Consider the following 13,704-nt stretch of genomic DNA (forward strand, 5'->3'; position numbering starts at 1 on the left):
ATCCTCAAAAAGGATAACCCATTTTCTATTCTTTACTTTCAAAAAAGAATTCATATTGTATTCTATATAATTCATCATCCGTTGGTTCTTCAAGAGGAGTTGCTTGTAATACAACTGTATACTCACCATTTGGAATAGGGATTTGAAATTTATTTGAAAGAATACTTGTTACAACGATACATTCATTTTCAACTGTGAAAGGAACTGTAACCGTTCTAATCACTTCTTCTTTCTCAATATGTTTCCCTGGGGTCACTTTTACTTCACAAGTATAATCAGAGAGTGCTTCAAAAATAACAGTTCCATCCGCCTTCGCATAACCTCTTTCAAAATCTTCATCTGTCCAGTCAACGTAAGGCTGCTCACCGTCATAGTTCATCAACATTAATTGCGAATACGAAATTGTTAACTCCATCGTTCCCCTTCTCCTTCATTATGAAATATGCAACTACTACTTTACGTCAAATTTCACACGCGTACCATCTGGGTATTTATCTAACTTATTTCCTACCCAAGACCCTGCCCCGCGGTTATCTGCCGGACTTATATATTCAATATGTGCTCCTTTTCCACCTTCTTTACACATCGCCATTGGCCATTCATCACGATCATACCCTTTTTTTGATGGGTATGGAGCTAACGATAATTTTCTTCTATCCGCAGCACCGCCACGGTCGATTGTACAAACTTCTGAATGTCCTTCTTTTATAGCATCCGTAATATGTTTCCCTGTCTCTGGATATCGCTCTTTCGGAAATTCTAGAACTTGATCATACGCATTTGTTTTTTTGATACTTGTTTCCTCTGGAACAAGTACTTCATAAACCGCTACTACAATAGAAAGAATTGCAATAATTGAAATGATAATACCTTTTAATTGCTTCATGTATACCTCCATGATTCTACCAGTTTCTTTTCCTCAGTTATTATAACAAACTTCTCCTGTATATGTTTTCAGACATTATTTTAGCTCTTCTTCGTCATTCCGCCAAAAACTCTCATTTTTTCTTCATCTTTTCACTAATGCTGTAGAAAACTAATAACCTTCCGACATTCTTTTTCAAAGGAAGTCCTCGTAAAAGATTGAAATGATATATACGATACTTTTTGGGGAGGAAATATTATGGAAGCTACCTATAAAACGAAAGATGTCACGAATAAAACAGGCATCCCAAAACATATAGTTCGCAAATATAGTCAACTGTTAGAGGAACATGGTTATATGATTTCCAAAACAGCTGATGCTCGTATTTATAAATTGGATGATTTAAAACTATTGAAATCCATACATGAAAGAGCTGCTACATTGCAAGAAGACATTTCAGAAACGATACCCATTATTTTAAAAGAAAAAGAAGCCCCACCTGTACCAGTTATACAAGAAAAGCAAGAAATACAATCGAAAGAAAAAGAAGATGGGCGTAACTTTGAGGAATTCATGTTAAAGCTTGAAATGCTCGCTCAATTAAATGAAGCAATTATTCATCAAAATTCTACTCTTATTACCCAAAATCGTTTAAAAGATGCAAAGCTAGATGAATTGATGCAACAAGTCTATGTAAAAGAAGGCTCTCAAGAAAAAATGCTGCAAGAGTTAGTAGATCATGCCGCTCAAACAGATGCCCTGCAAAAAGAAAAGATGGACTTATTAATGAATCATATGTATAAACGAGAATCTAAGCAAGAAGAAAAAATGAACAAACTCGTAAATCAAATTTATAATAAAGACAGCAACCGCGATGCACAGCTTATGCAAGTGATTCGTGAAATTCAAGAAACAAAAAGAATGGTTGCTGCTTCAAAAGAGCAAGGATTCTTGCAATCATTTAAAAGTTTATTTAGCCGAGCAAAACAAGAAAAAACAAATGAATAAACAATATAAAATAAAAAGTTACCTTCCATCGGTAACTTTTATTCCTTATTTCGTACAGCTGGCAATATAATAATCGCTTCAGTCCCTTTCCCACTTTCGCTTTTATATTCCAGCGTACCATTATGCGCTTGTAAAATACTAAATGTTACCATAAGCCCTAATCCTGTCCCTTTTTCTTTTAAAGAATAATATGGTTGTCCTAGCCTTGCTAACTGTTCTTTCGTCATTCCAACACCACTATCTTTAACCCTTATTACAATCGTTTCATCTTTTTGCATAGCCGTTACTTTTAAATACCCTTTATTTCCTTGAATTGCTTCAATACCATTTTTAACAACATTCATAATAGCTTGTTTCAATTTCGTCTTATCGCCAATCGTATAAAGACTTTCAGAAATCTCAACTTGCAAATATACACCTTGCATCGCTGCAAATGATGACATAAGAGTTGTCATTTCTATTAATTGAGCGGATAAGCAAATGTGTTCTTTTTTCTCAATTTGTGGCCTTGCTAAATTTAAATAATCTGAAATAATTTGTTCTGCCCGGTCCAATTCGGCTAATACGAGACGCATATAATCCTTATTCTTCACATCTTCCGTACTTTCTAGCAATTGAATAAAGCCACGAACAACAGTGAGCGGATTTCGAACCTCATGTGCAACACTTGCTGCCAACTCACTTACAATATTAAGCTTTTCTGACTTTTGCATCTCTGTACGTAGTATTGCATTTTCATTTAAATATTCTGTTAAGTACACCTGAAATACCATTGTCATAACCATAATAAGCGAAGCAAATATATATCCGCTATATATGTGCGAAATATGCGGTGTAAACCCCGTTTCTAACAGAACAGTAATCATGCCAATCACTAAAGAAACAAGTACGTACAATGATGAAATCATAAATGCTAAGATTAGCTTCTTATCCCTTGAAAATAGAGACCATTTCTTTGATAAAAATAATGGAACGATTAATAGAAATATTACTTCTATCACTGGAAGAAGGCTCATTCCCTTTAGCGTCCATTCATATGCAACAAAAATAATGGCCGGGATTAAACCAACAATCCCACCATATAAAAAACCACTAACAATTGGGATTGGGTGAAAGTTATACCCACAAATGTCACCAAAACAAATAGAGTATGTCATGGAGAGAACGAGTGTAATGCTAGATAAAAACATAATAAAGTAGCGGTTCGGCTTCGGAGGCATTTCTTGATAACGATTTAAACGAATCGCTTCATATAAAAATAATGGCAAAATAATGATGGCAATTTGGATCATTAAATCACGGATAAGCTCCATAGCCTCTCATCCCCTATATGTATTTTGATATGATTATATCATTTTACGGGTTTATTTGTTTTAAAATTTTGATTTTTCTTAACATATTTGTTAATTCTTTGTTAACACCACATAATAATTGTTACAGATTTTCGAAATGAATGTAAACCCTGTACCAAATTTCTGCCTGACAGTATACAATGAATACGGATTACAAAGAAAATAAAAAATACTTCATGAGACGGACAACTATAGCAAAATACAGCATATAATCCATACTATCTATGTTTACAAATAAGTGATCATTATTTTAGTAGGAGGAAGATAAATATGGCGGGTACTACGCTTGTTTTAAAAGAAGAAAATTTGGTCGTTCTAGAAAATGTTGAAAAATCAGTATATGAAGAGTTACAACATAAAACAGGAGATGAAGATTGCACATGTGCTGTGAATGAATCAATTGTTCACCTAGGCAAAGTATCCTCTGTACTATGGAATGAAGATGAAATAGATTGGGAGTACGGATATTAAAAAGTCGCTTACAGCGGCTTTTTTTCTATTCCCTCTCTCTTTCTACATAACATATACGCAAGCAAAATCATAGAAAATATGTTAAAATGAACTTAATTTTCAAACGGAAGAAAGGGAGATACAATGGAACAATTCATTAACCCTAGAGTGAAGGACATCCAAATTTCTGGAATCCGTCAATTCTCTAACATGATTCAAAACTATAATAATCTTATCTCTTTAACAATTGGACAACCCGATTTCCCTACACCTTCTCTCGTAAAAGAAGCGGCAAAACGGGCTATTACAGAAAATTACACGAGCTATACACATAACGCCGGTTTATTAGAATTACGCAAGGCAGCTTGTAACTTTGTAAAAGATAACTACGATTTACAGTATTCACCTGAAAACGAAACCATCGTTACAATCGGTGCTAGTGAAGCAATTGATGTTGCATTCCGAACGATTTTAGAGCCAGGAACAGAAGTCATTTTACCTGCCCCTATTTATCCAGGATACGAACCAATTATTCGATTATGCGGCGCAACACCTATTTTTATCGATGTTCGTGAAACTGGCTTCCGTTTAACAGCCGAAGCACTAAAAAATGCCATTACAGAAAACACAAGATGCGTCGTTTTGCCTTATCCTTCTAATCCAACTGGTGTAACTTTATCAAAAGAAGAACTACAAGATATTGTAGATGTTTTAAAAGATAAAAATATTTTCGTCCTTTCTGATGAAATTTATAGCGAACTTGTATATGAACAAAAACATACGTCTATCGCTCATTTCCCAGAAATGCGTGAAAAAACTATCGTCATTAACGGTTTATCAAAATCTCATTCTATGACTGGCTGGCGTATCGGTCTATTATTCGCACCAAGCTATTTAGCAGGACATATACTAAAAGTTCATCAGTACAACGTAACGTGCGCTACTTCAATCGCTCAGTACGCTGCAATTGAAGCATTAACAGCTGCTAAAGATGCACCAAAAATGATGCGTCATCAATACAAAAAGCGCCGTGATTACGTATATAATAGACTGATTCAAATGGGCTTAACAGTTGAACAGCCAACAGGTGCATTTTACTTATTCCCATATGTGGGTCATTTAACATCTTCATCATTTGATTTTGCACTTGACCTTGTAAAAGAAGCTGGATTAGCTGTCGTTCCTGGAACAGCATTTTCTGAATATGGTGAAGGCTATCTTCGCTTATCCTATGCGTATAGTATTGAAACTTTAAAAGAAGGCTGTGATCGATTAGAGGCCTTTCTACAACAAAAAGCTAAGAGTTAAACTCTTAGCTTTTTTTATGCATAATGATCGCAAGTTTGGCGCTTCAGTAATTTATGAGGAATAATAATACACTTTGCAGTAGACTCCGCATTCTCTACTTTATCCACTAAAGCTTTTGCTGCCTCATACCCTAGTTGATATATATTTACATCAACTGTCGAAAGTGGCGGACTCGCAATTTCTGATAATAAAGCATTATTAAAGCTTACAATAGAAACATCCTTCGGTACAACGAATCCTTTTTTAGAAAGCGCACTTAACACACCCAGTCCAATTAAATCATCCGTTGCCACAATTGCTGTCGGTGGTCGCTTCAGCCCCATTAACTCCTCAACGGCTTGTTGACCACTTTCCCTTGAAAAATCAAAATGTAAAATATACTCTTTTGGTAATACAATGTCTGCTAATTTTAAAGCATCACTCATACCAGCCAAACGATCTCTCGTTACAAGTAAATCTGATCCACCGCCGATGAACGCGATTTGTTTATGACCTAATGAAATCAAATATTCTGCTACTTCTCTTGCAGCTGTATAATTGTCATTATCTACATATGTAATTTCATCTTTTCGATCATACGGTTTCCCAATTAAAACAAACGGGAAATTTTGTTCATGCAAATATTGAATAATCCGATCATTCTCTCTTGAATATAAAAGAATAATGCCACCAATTTGGCGTCCCTGTACCATCTTTACAACACCATTAAAAATTTCATCTTCCGTTTCACCTGTCGACATATAAAGCGCATACCCTTCCACATGTGCAAATGAACTAATCCCCCTTATAACTTCTGGGAAAAACGGATTTTGAAAAGCTTTACTTGCAGAACTTGGCATAACAAGTCCAAGTGTTTTCGTTGTTTGGTTAGCTAGATTTCTTGCGTTTAAATTGGGATGATACCCTAGTTCACTCATTACTTTCCGAACACGACGCTTTGTTTTTTCACTTATACTTGGATTATCAGCAATTACACGAGAAACGGTAGATGGTGCTACATTCGCCTTCTTCGCCACATCTTTAATTGTAACTGTCATAAAAATCCCCCTCCTCTCACTTCTCTGTCATTTTTTATATTTTAATCTTGCACCCGTTGCAAGTAATAGGAGAAGTCATTAACTTTTATTGAGTCTATCTTGTAAAACCTATCATATTCTCCCTCTCCATGTATTGTAAGGGATATAGCTCTTTTTTCCTATACTATAATATACTATTTATTTCACTTCTTTTCATATGTGATGTCAAATCTCTTTTCATCGCCCTATAAAATTTTTTATAGGGCGATGAAAAGAAAAATGGGACGTAACGTCCCATTTTTCATCCTTTCGTACCTCCAGCAGTTAAACCAGAGATAAAGTATTTTTGTAGTGATAGGAATAAAATTGAAATTGGGATTGCAATCAATACTGAACCCGCTGCGAACGTTGTAAATTCATTACCAAATTTCTTCGCTACCATTTCATATAAGCCAACTGCTAACGTATAATTTTCTGGTGTGCGCAAAATAACACTCGCTAAAATGAAATCTGTAAATGGACCGATGAAAGTAAATAACGCCACAACCGCTACGATTGGCTTTGCAAGTGGCATAATGATTTGCCAAAAAATACGGAAATGTCCTGCCCCATCCATACGAGCTGACTCATCCAATTCTTTCGGAATCGTATCAAAATATCCTTTCATAAGCCATGTATTCATTGGAATTGCCCCACCTACATAAATTAAAATTAATGCAAGGTGCGTATCGATTAATCCTGTTAACTGTGCTAATACGTATAGAGCGATTAGCGCCGCAAAGTTCGGAATCATTTGTAGAATTAAAAATGTTAATAAACCATTTTTTCTTCCAACAAAACGGTATCTTGAAAATGCATAAGCAGTAAAACTAATTGCTAACACTGAGAAAATCATCGTTATAACACTTACTTTTAATGTGTTTTTATACCATAGTAAATAATTACTATTCTCTAAATCTAATAACTTACGATAATGATCTAACGTTGCATTTTGTGGAATAATACTTGATCCAGATAAACTATCACCTGGATTAAACGATGAGCCAATAATCCATAATAACGGATAGAAAATGATGGCACACATTACGAAAATAACGAAATAACTTAATGAGAGACGTAACATCTTTTGTCTTTTAATATTCATTTACATCATATCCTCTTCTTGGAATGATTTTGTTCTCTTAAATTGCCATAACGCAACTGTAATAACGATTAACGATAATATCATTGTAAGAGCTGCTGCTTTCCCGTACTGCGCTGAAGTCATCGTTAACTTATAAATCCATGAAATTAAAATATCCGTTCCACCTGCGTCTTGTCCAGCTACAGCAGGACCTCCGCCGTTAAATAGATAGATGATACTAAAGTTATTAAAGTTAAACGTATATTGCGTAATTAATATTGGTGCTGTTGCATATAGAACAAGTGGCAATGTAATTTTACGAAACTGTTGCCAAGCTGTAGCTCCATCTACTGTAGCAGCTTCATATAACTCCCCTGGAATCGATTGCAGTATACCTGTTGTCATTGCAAAGACGAACGGGAATCCAAGCCACGTTTGAATCATAATTAAAGCAATCTTCGCCCAAAACGGATCTGTCATCCAAGCAATCTTTTCGATTCCGAATAACGCCAATACTTGATTGTTAATTGCTCCAAATGTTTCATTAAACATACCAGAGAAAACAAGAATAGATACGAATGCTGGGACCGCCCACGGTAAAATGAAGATTGTTCGAATAATTGCCTTCCCTTTAATACCAGGCTGATTTACGATAATCGCTAAGAAAATACCAAGCGCAACTTGTAATGTCGTTGCAACGAATGTCCAAATGACAGTCCAAGAAAATACGCTTAAAAATGTCTCTCTCCACATAGGTAATGTAAAGATATCAATAAAGTTTTTGAAGCCCACCCAATCTACTAATTTAGCTGGAGGAGAGTGGTATAAATCATAATTCGTAAATCCAATTAAAATTACGAAGATGATTGGAAATACAACTACAAAGATAAGTAATAGAAAACCTGGTGAAACCATTAAATACGGAAAACCTTGATCTAGTAAATTACGGTATTGCTCTTTTACAGAGTTTAATGGGGTTCCTATATCACGTTTCTTCCCGTTTTGGTATGCATCATATAAATTAAATGCATATATTCCGAGGCCAAACACGATGACAATGAGTGCCAAGATTCCTTCTACTAATAGAAAGACAGAATGGTCACGTGGAACTTCTGTACCAAGCGTTACAATTCCCCATAATCCCATATTTAATAAATCAGCAAATGCTACAATAAATGAGCCTGTTAATACTAGAAAAATAAGACCTTTTACAAATTGTTTATTATACATTTGGCCCATGCCTGGAATGATTGATAACATGGTTGCCATTTTCCTATGTTTTGAACCGTTTAAGCCGTTTGCTGGTTCCAATGTTTGCATGTTCCTTCCCCCTTTTTTCTGGGAGAGAATTCGTGCCTCTCATATTAGAGGCACGAATTTCACCTTATTTTTGCTTACTATGATTTGCCTCAATATTACCTTTAATTTGCTTCACTGCATTATCAAGTGCTGCTTTTGGTGCCTCTTTCTCCGTAACAACTAATTGAAGCGCATCTCCAGCTGGTTTCCATACTTCTTGCATTTCTGGAATGTTTGGCATTGGAATTCCATTTTCAGATTGCGTTGCAACTGCTTTTGCAGCTTCATTATCTTTAATAATTGGATCTTCCATTACTGATTTTACTGGAGGAATTTCTTTTGTTTTCTCAAATCGAATTTTTGCGTTTTCTTCATTCGTTACCCATTCAGTGAACTTTGTAGCTAAATCATTTTGTTTAGAGAAACTTGTTACATGCCATCCTTTAACCCCAACAAACGTTTTCATTGGTTGACCATTTGGTAATTTAGGCATTGGAGCAACACCATAATCAATTCCGTTCTTTTCCATTGCTTGGAACGCCCAAGGTCCGTTCATGATAGATGCTGCTTTTCCTTCGTTAAATAGTCCATCAGCAGCAGGTCCACCAGATTCACCGATAATACCTTTCGGGAATAACTTTTCTTTGTACCATTTTTGAAGGTATTCCGCACCTTGTACTGCTCCGCTATTATTTAATCCAACATCACTTGCATTTGGCTTTCCATCTTTTTCACCAAACACATAGCCACCCATACCTGCCATGAATGCATTAGCAAAGTAGAAGTTATCTCCTAGTGTTAAAAATCCGTACTTGCCATCCTTCGTAAATTCTTTCGAGAAGTTAAACAGCTCGTCCATCGTTTCTGGTGCTTTTGGCATTAATTTTTTATTGTAAATAAAGATTGGTGTCTCAATTGCTTTTGGTAAACCATATAATTTTCCGTTATATGTCTGTGCTGCTATTGATGAATCAGTAAATTTACTCTTTACAGCATCATCAGCTTTCACTTCTGAAAGTAGACCTTCTGTTACTGCGTTTCCGATTTGATCATGTGGCAATGTTACAACATCTGGTCCAGTCCCCGCTGGTCCATCAAGGCGTAACTTCTTCACTTGATCTGTCATTTGCATTTCAACAACTTTTACTTTTACTTTATATTTTTCCTCAAAACTTTTCACTGCTGGTTCTAAAGCAACACCTTTTTTATCATCTTCCCAAACGAGAAGATCGTAATCTTTCTTTGCTTTACTTTCTTCTTTCTTCCCTGAATCTTTCGGTCCACATGCAGATAACATACCAATTGATAATGCTGAAATCGTTAATAATGATAATGCTTTCTTCATCCCAAAAACCTCCCTAAGTTGTATATGTACCCTACTAATTGAAAACGTTTGCATTGAATAGTTTAATAGAAGCGCAAACAATATCTCAATCTATGAAAACGTTTGCGCTATTTGTCTATCATTATACATTCTTTTATTCATTTTGCAAATATTAATTTTTAAAATATTATTACTATACTCCTTATACATTGACTTTATATGAAATGAATACTACTCTTATAAGCAATATTAAAGCTATGTAAAAGGCAATCGTTTGCAACATATACTTTATTATTATACTTAAGGGAACAATATGTATGGAGATATTAAAGGGGGATTTTCTATATGCTTAAAGAAGCCATTTATCATAGGCCAAAAGATAATTTCGCATACGCTTACGATGAAAAAACGATTCACATCCGAATACGTACTCAAAGAGACGATGTTCAAAGCGCCACTCTTATTTACGGTGATCCTTATGACTGGAAAGACGGGAAATGGATTACATCAAATACACCGATGAAAAAAACTGGTTCTACCGCATTGTTTGATTATTGGTCCATTTCTATCGAACCGAAATTTAAGCGCTTACGTTATGGATTCGAATTAAAAAATGATACAGAAACGCTTATTTATGCAGAACGCGGATTTTTCTCTACCATTCCAAATGATGACGTTGGTAACTTTTTCTGTTTTCCATTTATTCATGCAAATGATGTATTCAAAGCACCTTCTTGGATTAAAGACACCGTTTGGTATCAAATTTTCCCAGAACGGTTCGCGAATGGTGATCGTGCACTAAATCCAGAAAACACTCTTCCTTGGGGCAGCGCTGAGCCAACTCCAACTAATTTTTTCGGTGGAGATTTTGCTGGTATTATTCAAAACCTTGATTACCTTGTGAAGCTTGGAATTTCAGGGATATACTTCACACCTATTTTCAAAGCACATTCAAACCATAAATATGACACAATTGACTACATGGAAATCGATCCGCAATTTGGGACGAAAGAAACGTTCAAAGAACTCGTTCAGGCATGTCATACACACGGTATAAAAGTAATGCTCGATGCCGTGTTTAATCATAGTGGATACTTTTTCGATAAATTCCAAGACGTGCTAGAAAACGGCGAGAAGTCTACTTATAAAGAGTGGTTCCATATTCATGAATTTCCAATTAGAACTGAGCCACTTCCGAATTATGATACTTTCGCGTTTACACCGTATATGCCTAAATTAAATACAGCACACCCGGATGTAAAAGAATACTTACTTGAAGTTGGGCGTTACTGGGTAAGAGAATTCAATATAGACGGTTGGCGCCTTGATGTAGCAAATGAAGTCGATCACAGCTTTTGGAGAGAATTCCGAAGTGAGATAAAGACATTAAATCCTGAAGTATATATTTTAGGAGAAATTTGGCACGATGCACTTCCATGGCTACAAGGAGATCAATTTGATGCTGTAATGAGCTATCCTGTTACAAACGCTCTACTGTCTTACTTTGCTAACGATTCCATTAAAGCAAATGAATTTATGAAACAAATTACGGAATCTCTCCATTCCTACTCTATGAACGTAAATGAAGCAGCCTTTCATTTATTAGACAGCCATGATACACCAAGAATATTGACAACATGTAACGGAGATAAAAATAAGTTAAAGTTACTTTATGTATTCCACCTTTCTTTCATCGGCTCTCCTTGTATTTATTATGGAGACGAAATTGGTATGGACGGCGGTGTGGATCCAGCTTGCCGCAAATGTATGATTTGGGATACGAAAGAACAAGATCATCTATTATTTACACATGTACAAACATTAATTTCATTACGAAAGCAATATAAAGCATTTGGAGGACATGGTACTTTCCAATTTATCGAAGCAAATGATGAACATAATTATATTTCTTATACGAAAACATATGATGATGAAACTATCTTTTTCGTTTTAAATCCGACTGATAGTGAAATTACCGCTTCCCTCCCTCTCCATGTTACTGGAAAGAAAATCATTAACATTTATACAAACGAAGAATTTTCAGCGGAAGCAAGTGTATTACAAGTTACACTTCCTCCATATGGATTCTCAATCTTAAAATGGTAATCAAAAAAGCCTTATACCAAGTGGTATAAGGCTTTTTCCTATTTCAATTTAAATACCATCGCTTCATACGGACGTAATGTCATATTATCTATCGATCCATTCTCTACGTCGTAATTGTGTATGAATAACTCTGCTTCACTATAATTAATGTCCTCAGGCAATTCAAATAAACATTCTTCCGCCGTAAAGTTTGCAATGACAAGAAGTTTTTCTTCTCCATATGTTCTTACATATGCAAAAATAGAAGGGTTATTCTCTAATATTAAATCATATGATCCATACACAATAATCTCATTATTTTTACGTAACTCAATTAATTTTTTATAGTAATAAAAAATTGAATCTTTATTTTGGATCGCTTGTTTCACATTGATTTCTTTATAGTTAGGGTTTACCGTAATCCAAGGCTCACCTGTTGTGAATCCAGCATGATTCTGATCGTCCCATTGCATCGGTGTTCTAGCATTATCTCGGCCTTTTATATAAATAGACTGCATCACTTTATCTATATCTTCACCGCGCTCTATCACTTTTTCCTTATACATATTTAATGTTTCAATATCTCGATATTCATCAATCGATTCAAATCGAACGTTTGTCATTCCGATTTCTTCTCCTTGATAAATATACGGTGTTCCTTTCATCATATGAAGTACCGTCGCTAACATTTTCGCAGATTCAATGCGATACATTTCATCATTACCAAAACGAGATACAACGCGAGGCTGATCATGGTTATTCCAATATAGGCTATTCCATCCAGTATGCTCTAATGCTTTTTGCCATTTCGTTAAATTCTCTTTTAAAGTAAGGAGTGAACATGGTTTTACATCCCATTTCCCGCCTTCTCCTGAATCTAAATCCATATGTTCAAATTGGAATACCATCTGCAGTTCTTTTCGTTCTTCCCCAGTATACATTTTCGCCTCTTCTGTCGTTACACCAGGCATTTCACCAACCGTCATAATATCATAATGAGACAATACTTCTTCATTCATTTCATGTAAATATTTATGAATGTTTGGACCGTTCATAAAATGCTTATGACCTGAAACATATCCCTCTTCTTCTGTTTCAACAGCTGGTAAGCCCTCTTCTTTAGAAATAAAATTAATAACATCCATACGGAAGCCATCAATTCCTTTTTCTAACCAAAACTTCATCATTTCATAAACATCTTGTCTTACTTTTTCATTATCCCAATTTAAATCTGGCTGTTTTTTAGAAAACAGGTGTAAATAATATTCATCTGTCATTTCATCATACTTCCATGCTGATCCACTAAAAGCTGCTCCCCAGTTGTTCGGCTCTTTTCCTTCTTTTCCAGGACGCCATATATAGTAATCTCTATATTTATTATCTTTTGATTTACGTGATTCAATAAACCAATTATGTTCATCAGAAGTATGGTTAACAACTAAGTCCATCATAAGTTTCATATTACGTTCATGCATTTCATGTAGTAGCTCATCCCAATCTTCCATCGTTCCGAACTCATTCATAATTTTACAATAATCACTTATATCATAACCATTATCATCATTTGGAGATTCATAGACTGGCGATAACCAAATGACATCAATCCCTAATTCTTTTAAGTAATCTAGCTTTGAAATAATACCACGAAGATCCCCAATACCATCACCGTTACTATCCATAAAGCTACGAGGGTAAATTTGATATACCACACTTTCTTTCCACCATTGTTTTTCCATTATGCTACCCCATTTCATTAATAATTCGATTTTCTCTTTTTTAAGGCGCAAACGTTTTCATTAATGAATGATAACAGATTCTATCTTAATTTAAAATAGCGCTTACAACTTTTGTTCTTATTTTTCTAAGAAAATATA

The 13,704-nt window shown here is 35.1% G+C and carries 12 protein-coding genes; 4 read left to right on the forward strand and 8 right to left on the reverse strand.

The annotated features are described in order from the left end of the window. Positions 1-25 precede the first annotated feature (25 nt). Entirely contained in the window at positions 26-415 is a 390-nt protein-coding gene (gene comJ / locus PDL00_RS10535) for a competence protein ComJ (protein ID WP_242255119.1), read from the reverse strand. Positions 416-451: 36 nt separating this feature from the next. Beyond that, positions 452-886 carry a DNA-entry nuclease gene (gene nucA, locus PDL00_RS10540; protein ID WP_000811502.1) on the reverse strand — a complete coding sequence of 145 codons (435 nt, stop codon included), beginning with the start codon at positions 884-886 and terminating at the stop codon, positions 452-454. Positions 887-1,123: 237 nt separating this feature from the next. Here nucA and PDL00_RS10545 point away from each other — a divergent pair, with 237 nt between their 5' ends. Further along, a complete protein-coding gene (locus tag PDL00_RS10545; RefSeq protein WP_270728955.1) occupies positions 1,124-1,873 on the forward strand; it encodes a DUF3967 domain-containing protein in 750 nt (249 codons plus the stop codon). Between the two features lie 38 nt (positions 1,874-1,911). On the opposite strand, the gene kinB is transcribed toward PDL00_RS10545, so the two are convergent. Further along, complete coding sequence (gene kinB, locus PDL00_RS10550) at positions 1,912-3,186, reverse strand: sporulation sensor histidine kinase KinB (RefSeq protein WP_270728956.1); 1,275 nt, start codon at positions 3,184-3,186, stop codon at positions 1,912-1,914. Between the two features lie 309 nt (positions 3,187-3,495). On the opposite strand from kinB, the gene PDL00_RS10555 reads away from it, so the two are divergent. Continuing rightward, the gene (locus PDL00_RS10555) at positions 3,496-3,696 is read left to right on the forward strand and encodes a hypothetical protein (protein WP_242255112.1); all 201 of its coding nucleotides are present in this window, start codon (positions 3,496-3,498) and stop codon (positions 3,694-3,696) included. Positions 3,697-3,819: 123 nt separating this feature from the next. After that, on the forward strand, positions 3,820-4,983 hold the full coding sequence (locus PDL00_RS10560; protein WP_242255110.1) for an aminotransferase A: 1,164 nt from the start codon (positions 3,820-3,822) through the stop codon (positions 4,981-4,983). A 14-nt stretch (positions 4,984-4,997) separates the two neighbouring features. Here PDL00_RS10560 and malR read toward each other — a convergent pair whose 3' ends face one another. The 4 genes from malR to PDL00_RS10580 all read right to left on the reverse strand — a co-directional run bounded on the left by malR (position 4,998) and on the right by PDL00_RS10580 (position 9,766). Beyond that, positions 4,998-6,020, reverse strand: coding sequence for a maltose operon transcriptional repressor MalR (gene malR, locus PDL00_RS10565; RefSeq protein ID WP_242255108.1), 1,023 nt, complete (start codon positions 6,018-6,020; stop codon positions 4,998-5,000). A 280-nt stretch (positions 6,021-6,300) separates the two neighbouring features. After that, positions 6,301-7,143 carry a maltosaccharide ABC transporter permease MalD gene (gene malD / locus PDL00_RS10570; RefSeq protein WP_001022594.1) on the reverse strand — a complete coding sequence of 281 codons (843 nt, stop codon included), beginning with the start codon at positions 7,141-7,143 and terminating at the stop codon, positions 6,301-6,303. Continuing rightward, positions 7,144-8,442: a maltosaccharide ABC transporter permease MalC gene (gene malC / locus PDL00_RS10575; RefSeq protein ID WP_071721312.1), complete on the reverse strand. Its 1,299-nt coding sequence runs from the start codon at positions 8,440-8,442 to the stop codon at positions 7,144-7,146. A gap of 64 nt (positions 8,443-8,506) precedes the next feature. Continuing rightward, positions 8,507-9,766 (reverse strand): extracellular solute-binding protein, encoded by a 1,260-nt coding sequence (locus tag PDL00_RS10580; protein ID WP_063260482.1) that lies wholly within the window; start codon positions 9,764-9,766, stop codon positions 8,507-8,509. 324 nt (positions 9,767-10,090) lie between these two features. Between PDL00_RS10580 and PDL00_RS10585 the strand changes: the two genes are divergently transcribed. Further along, positions 10,091-11,851 carry an alpha-glycosidase gene (locus PDL00_RS10585; protein ID WP_242255106.1) on the forward strand — a complete coding sequence of 587 codons (1,761 nt, stop codon included), beginning with the start codon at positions 10,091-10,093 and terminating at the stop codon, positions 11,849-11,851. A gap of 38 nt (positions 11,852-11,889) precedes the next feature. Here PDL00_RS10585 and malL read toward each other — a convergent pair whose 3' ends face one another. Beyond that, positions 11,890-13,566 carry an oligo-1,6-glucosidase gene (gene malL / locus PDL00_RS10590; protein ID WP_242255104.1) on the reverse strand — a complete coding sequence of 559 codons (1,677 nt, stop codon included), beginning with the start codon at positions 13,564-13,566 and terminating at the stop codon, positions 11,890-11,892. Positions 13,567-13,704 lie beyond the last annotated feature (138 nt).

This window comes from Bacillus cereus group sp. TH152-1LC, from assembly GCF_027710505.1.
GTDB classification, from domain to species: domain Bacteria; phylum Bacillota; class Bacilli; order Bacillales; family Bacillaceae_G; genus Bacillus_A; species Bacillus_A mobilis.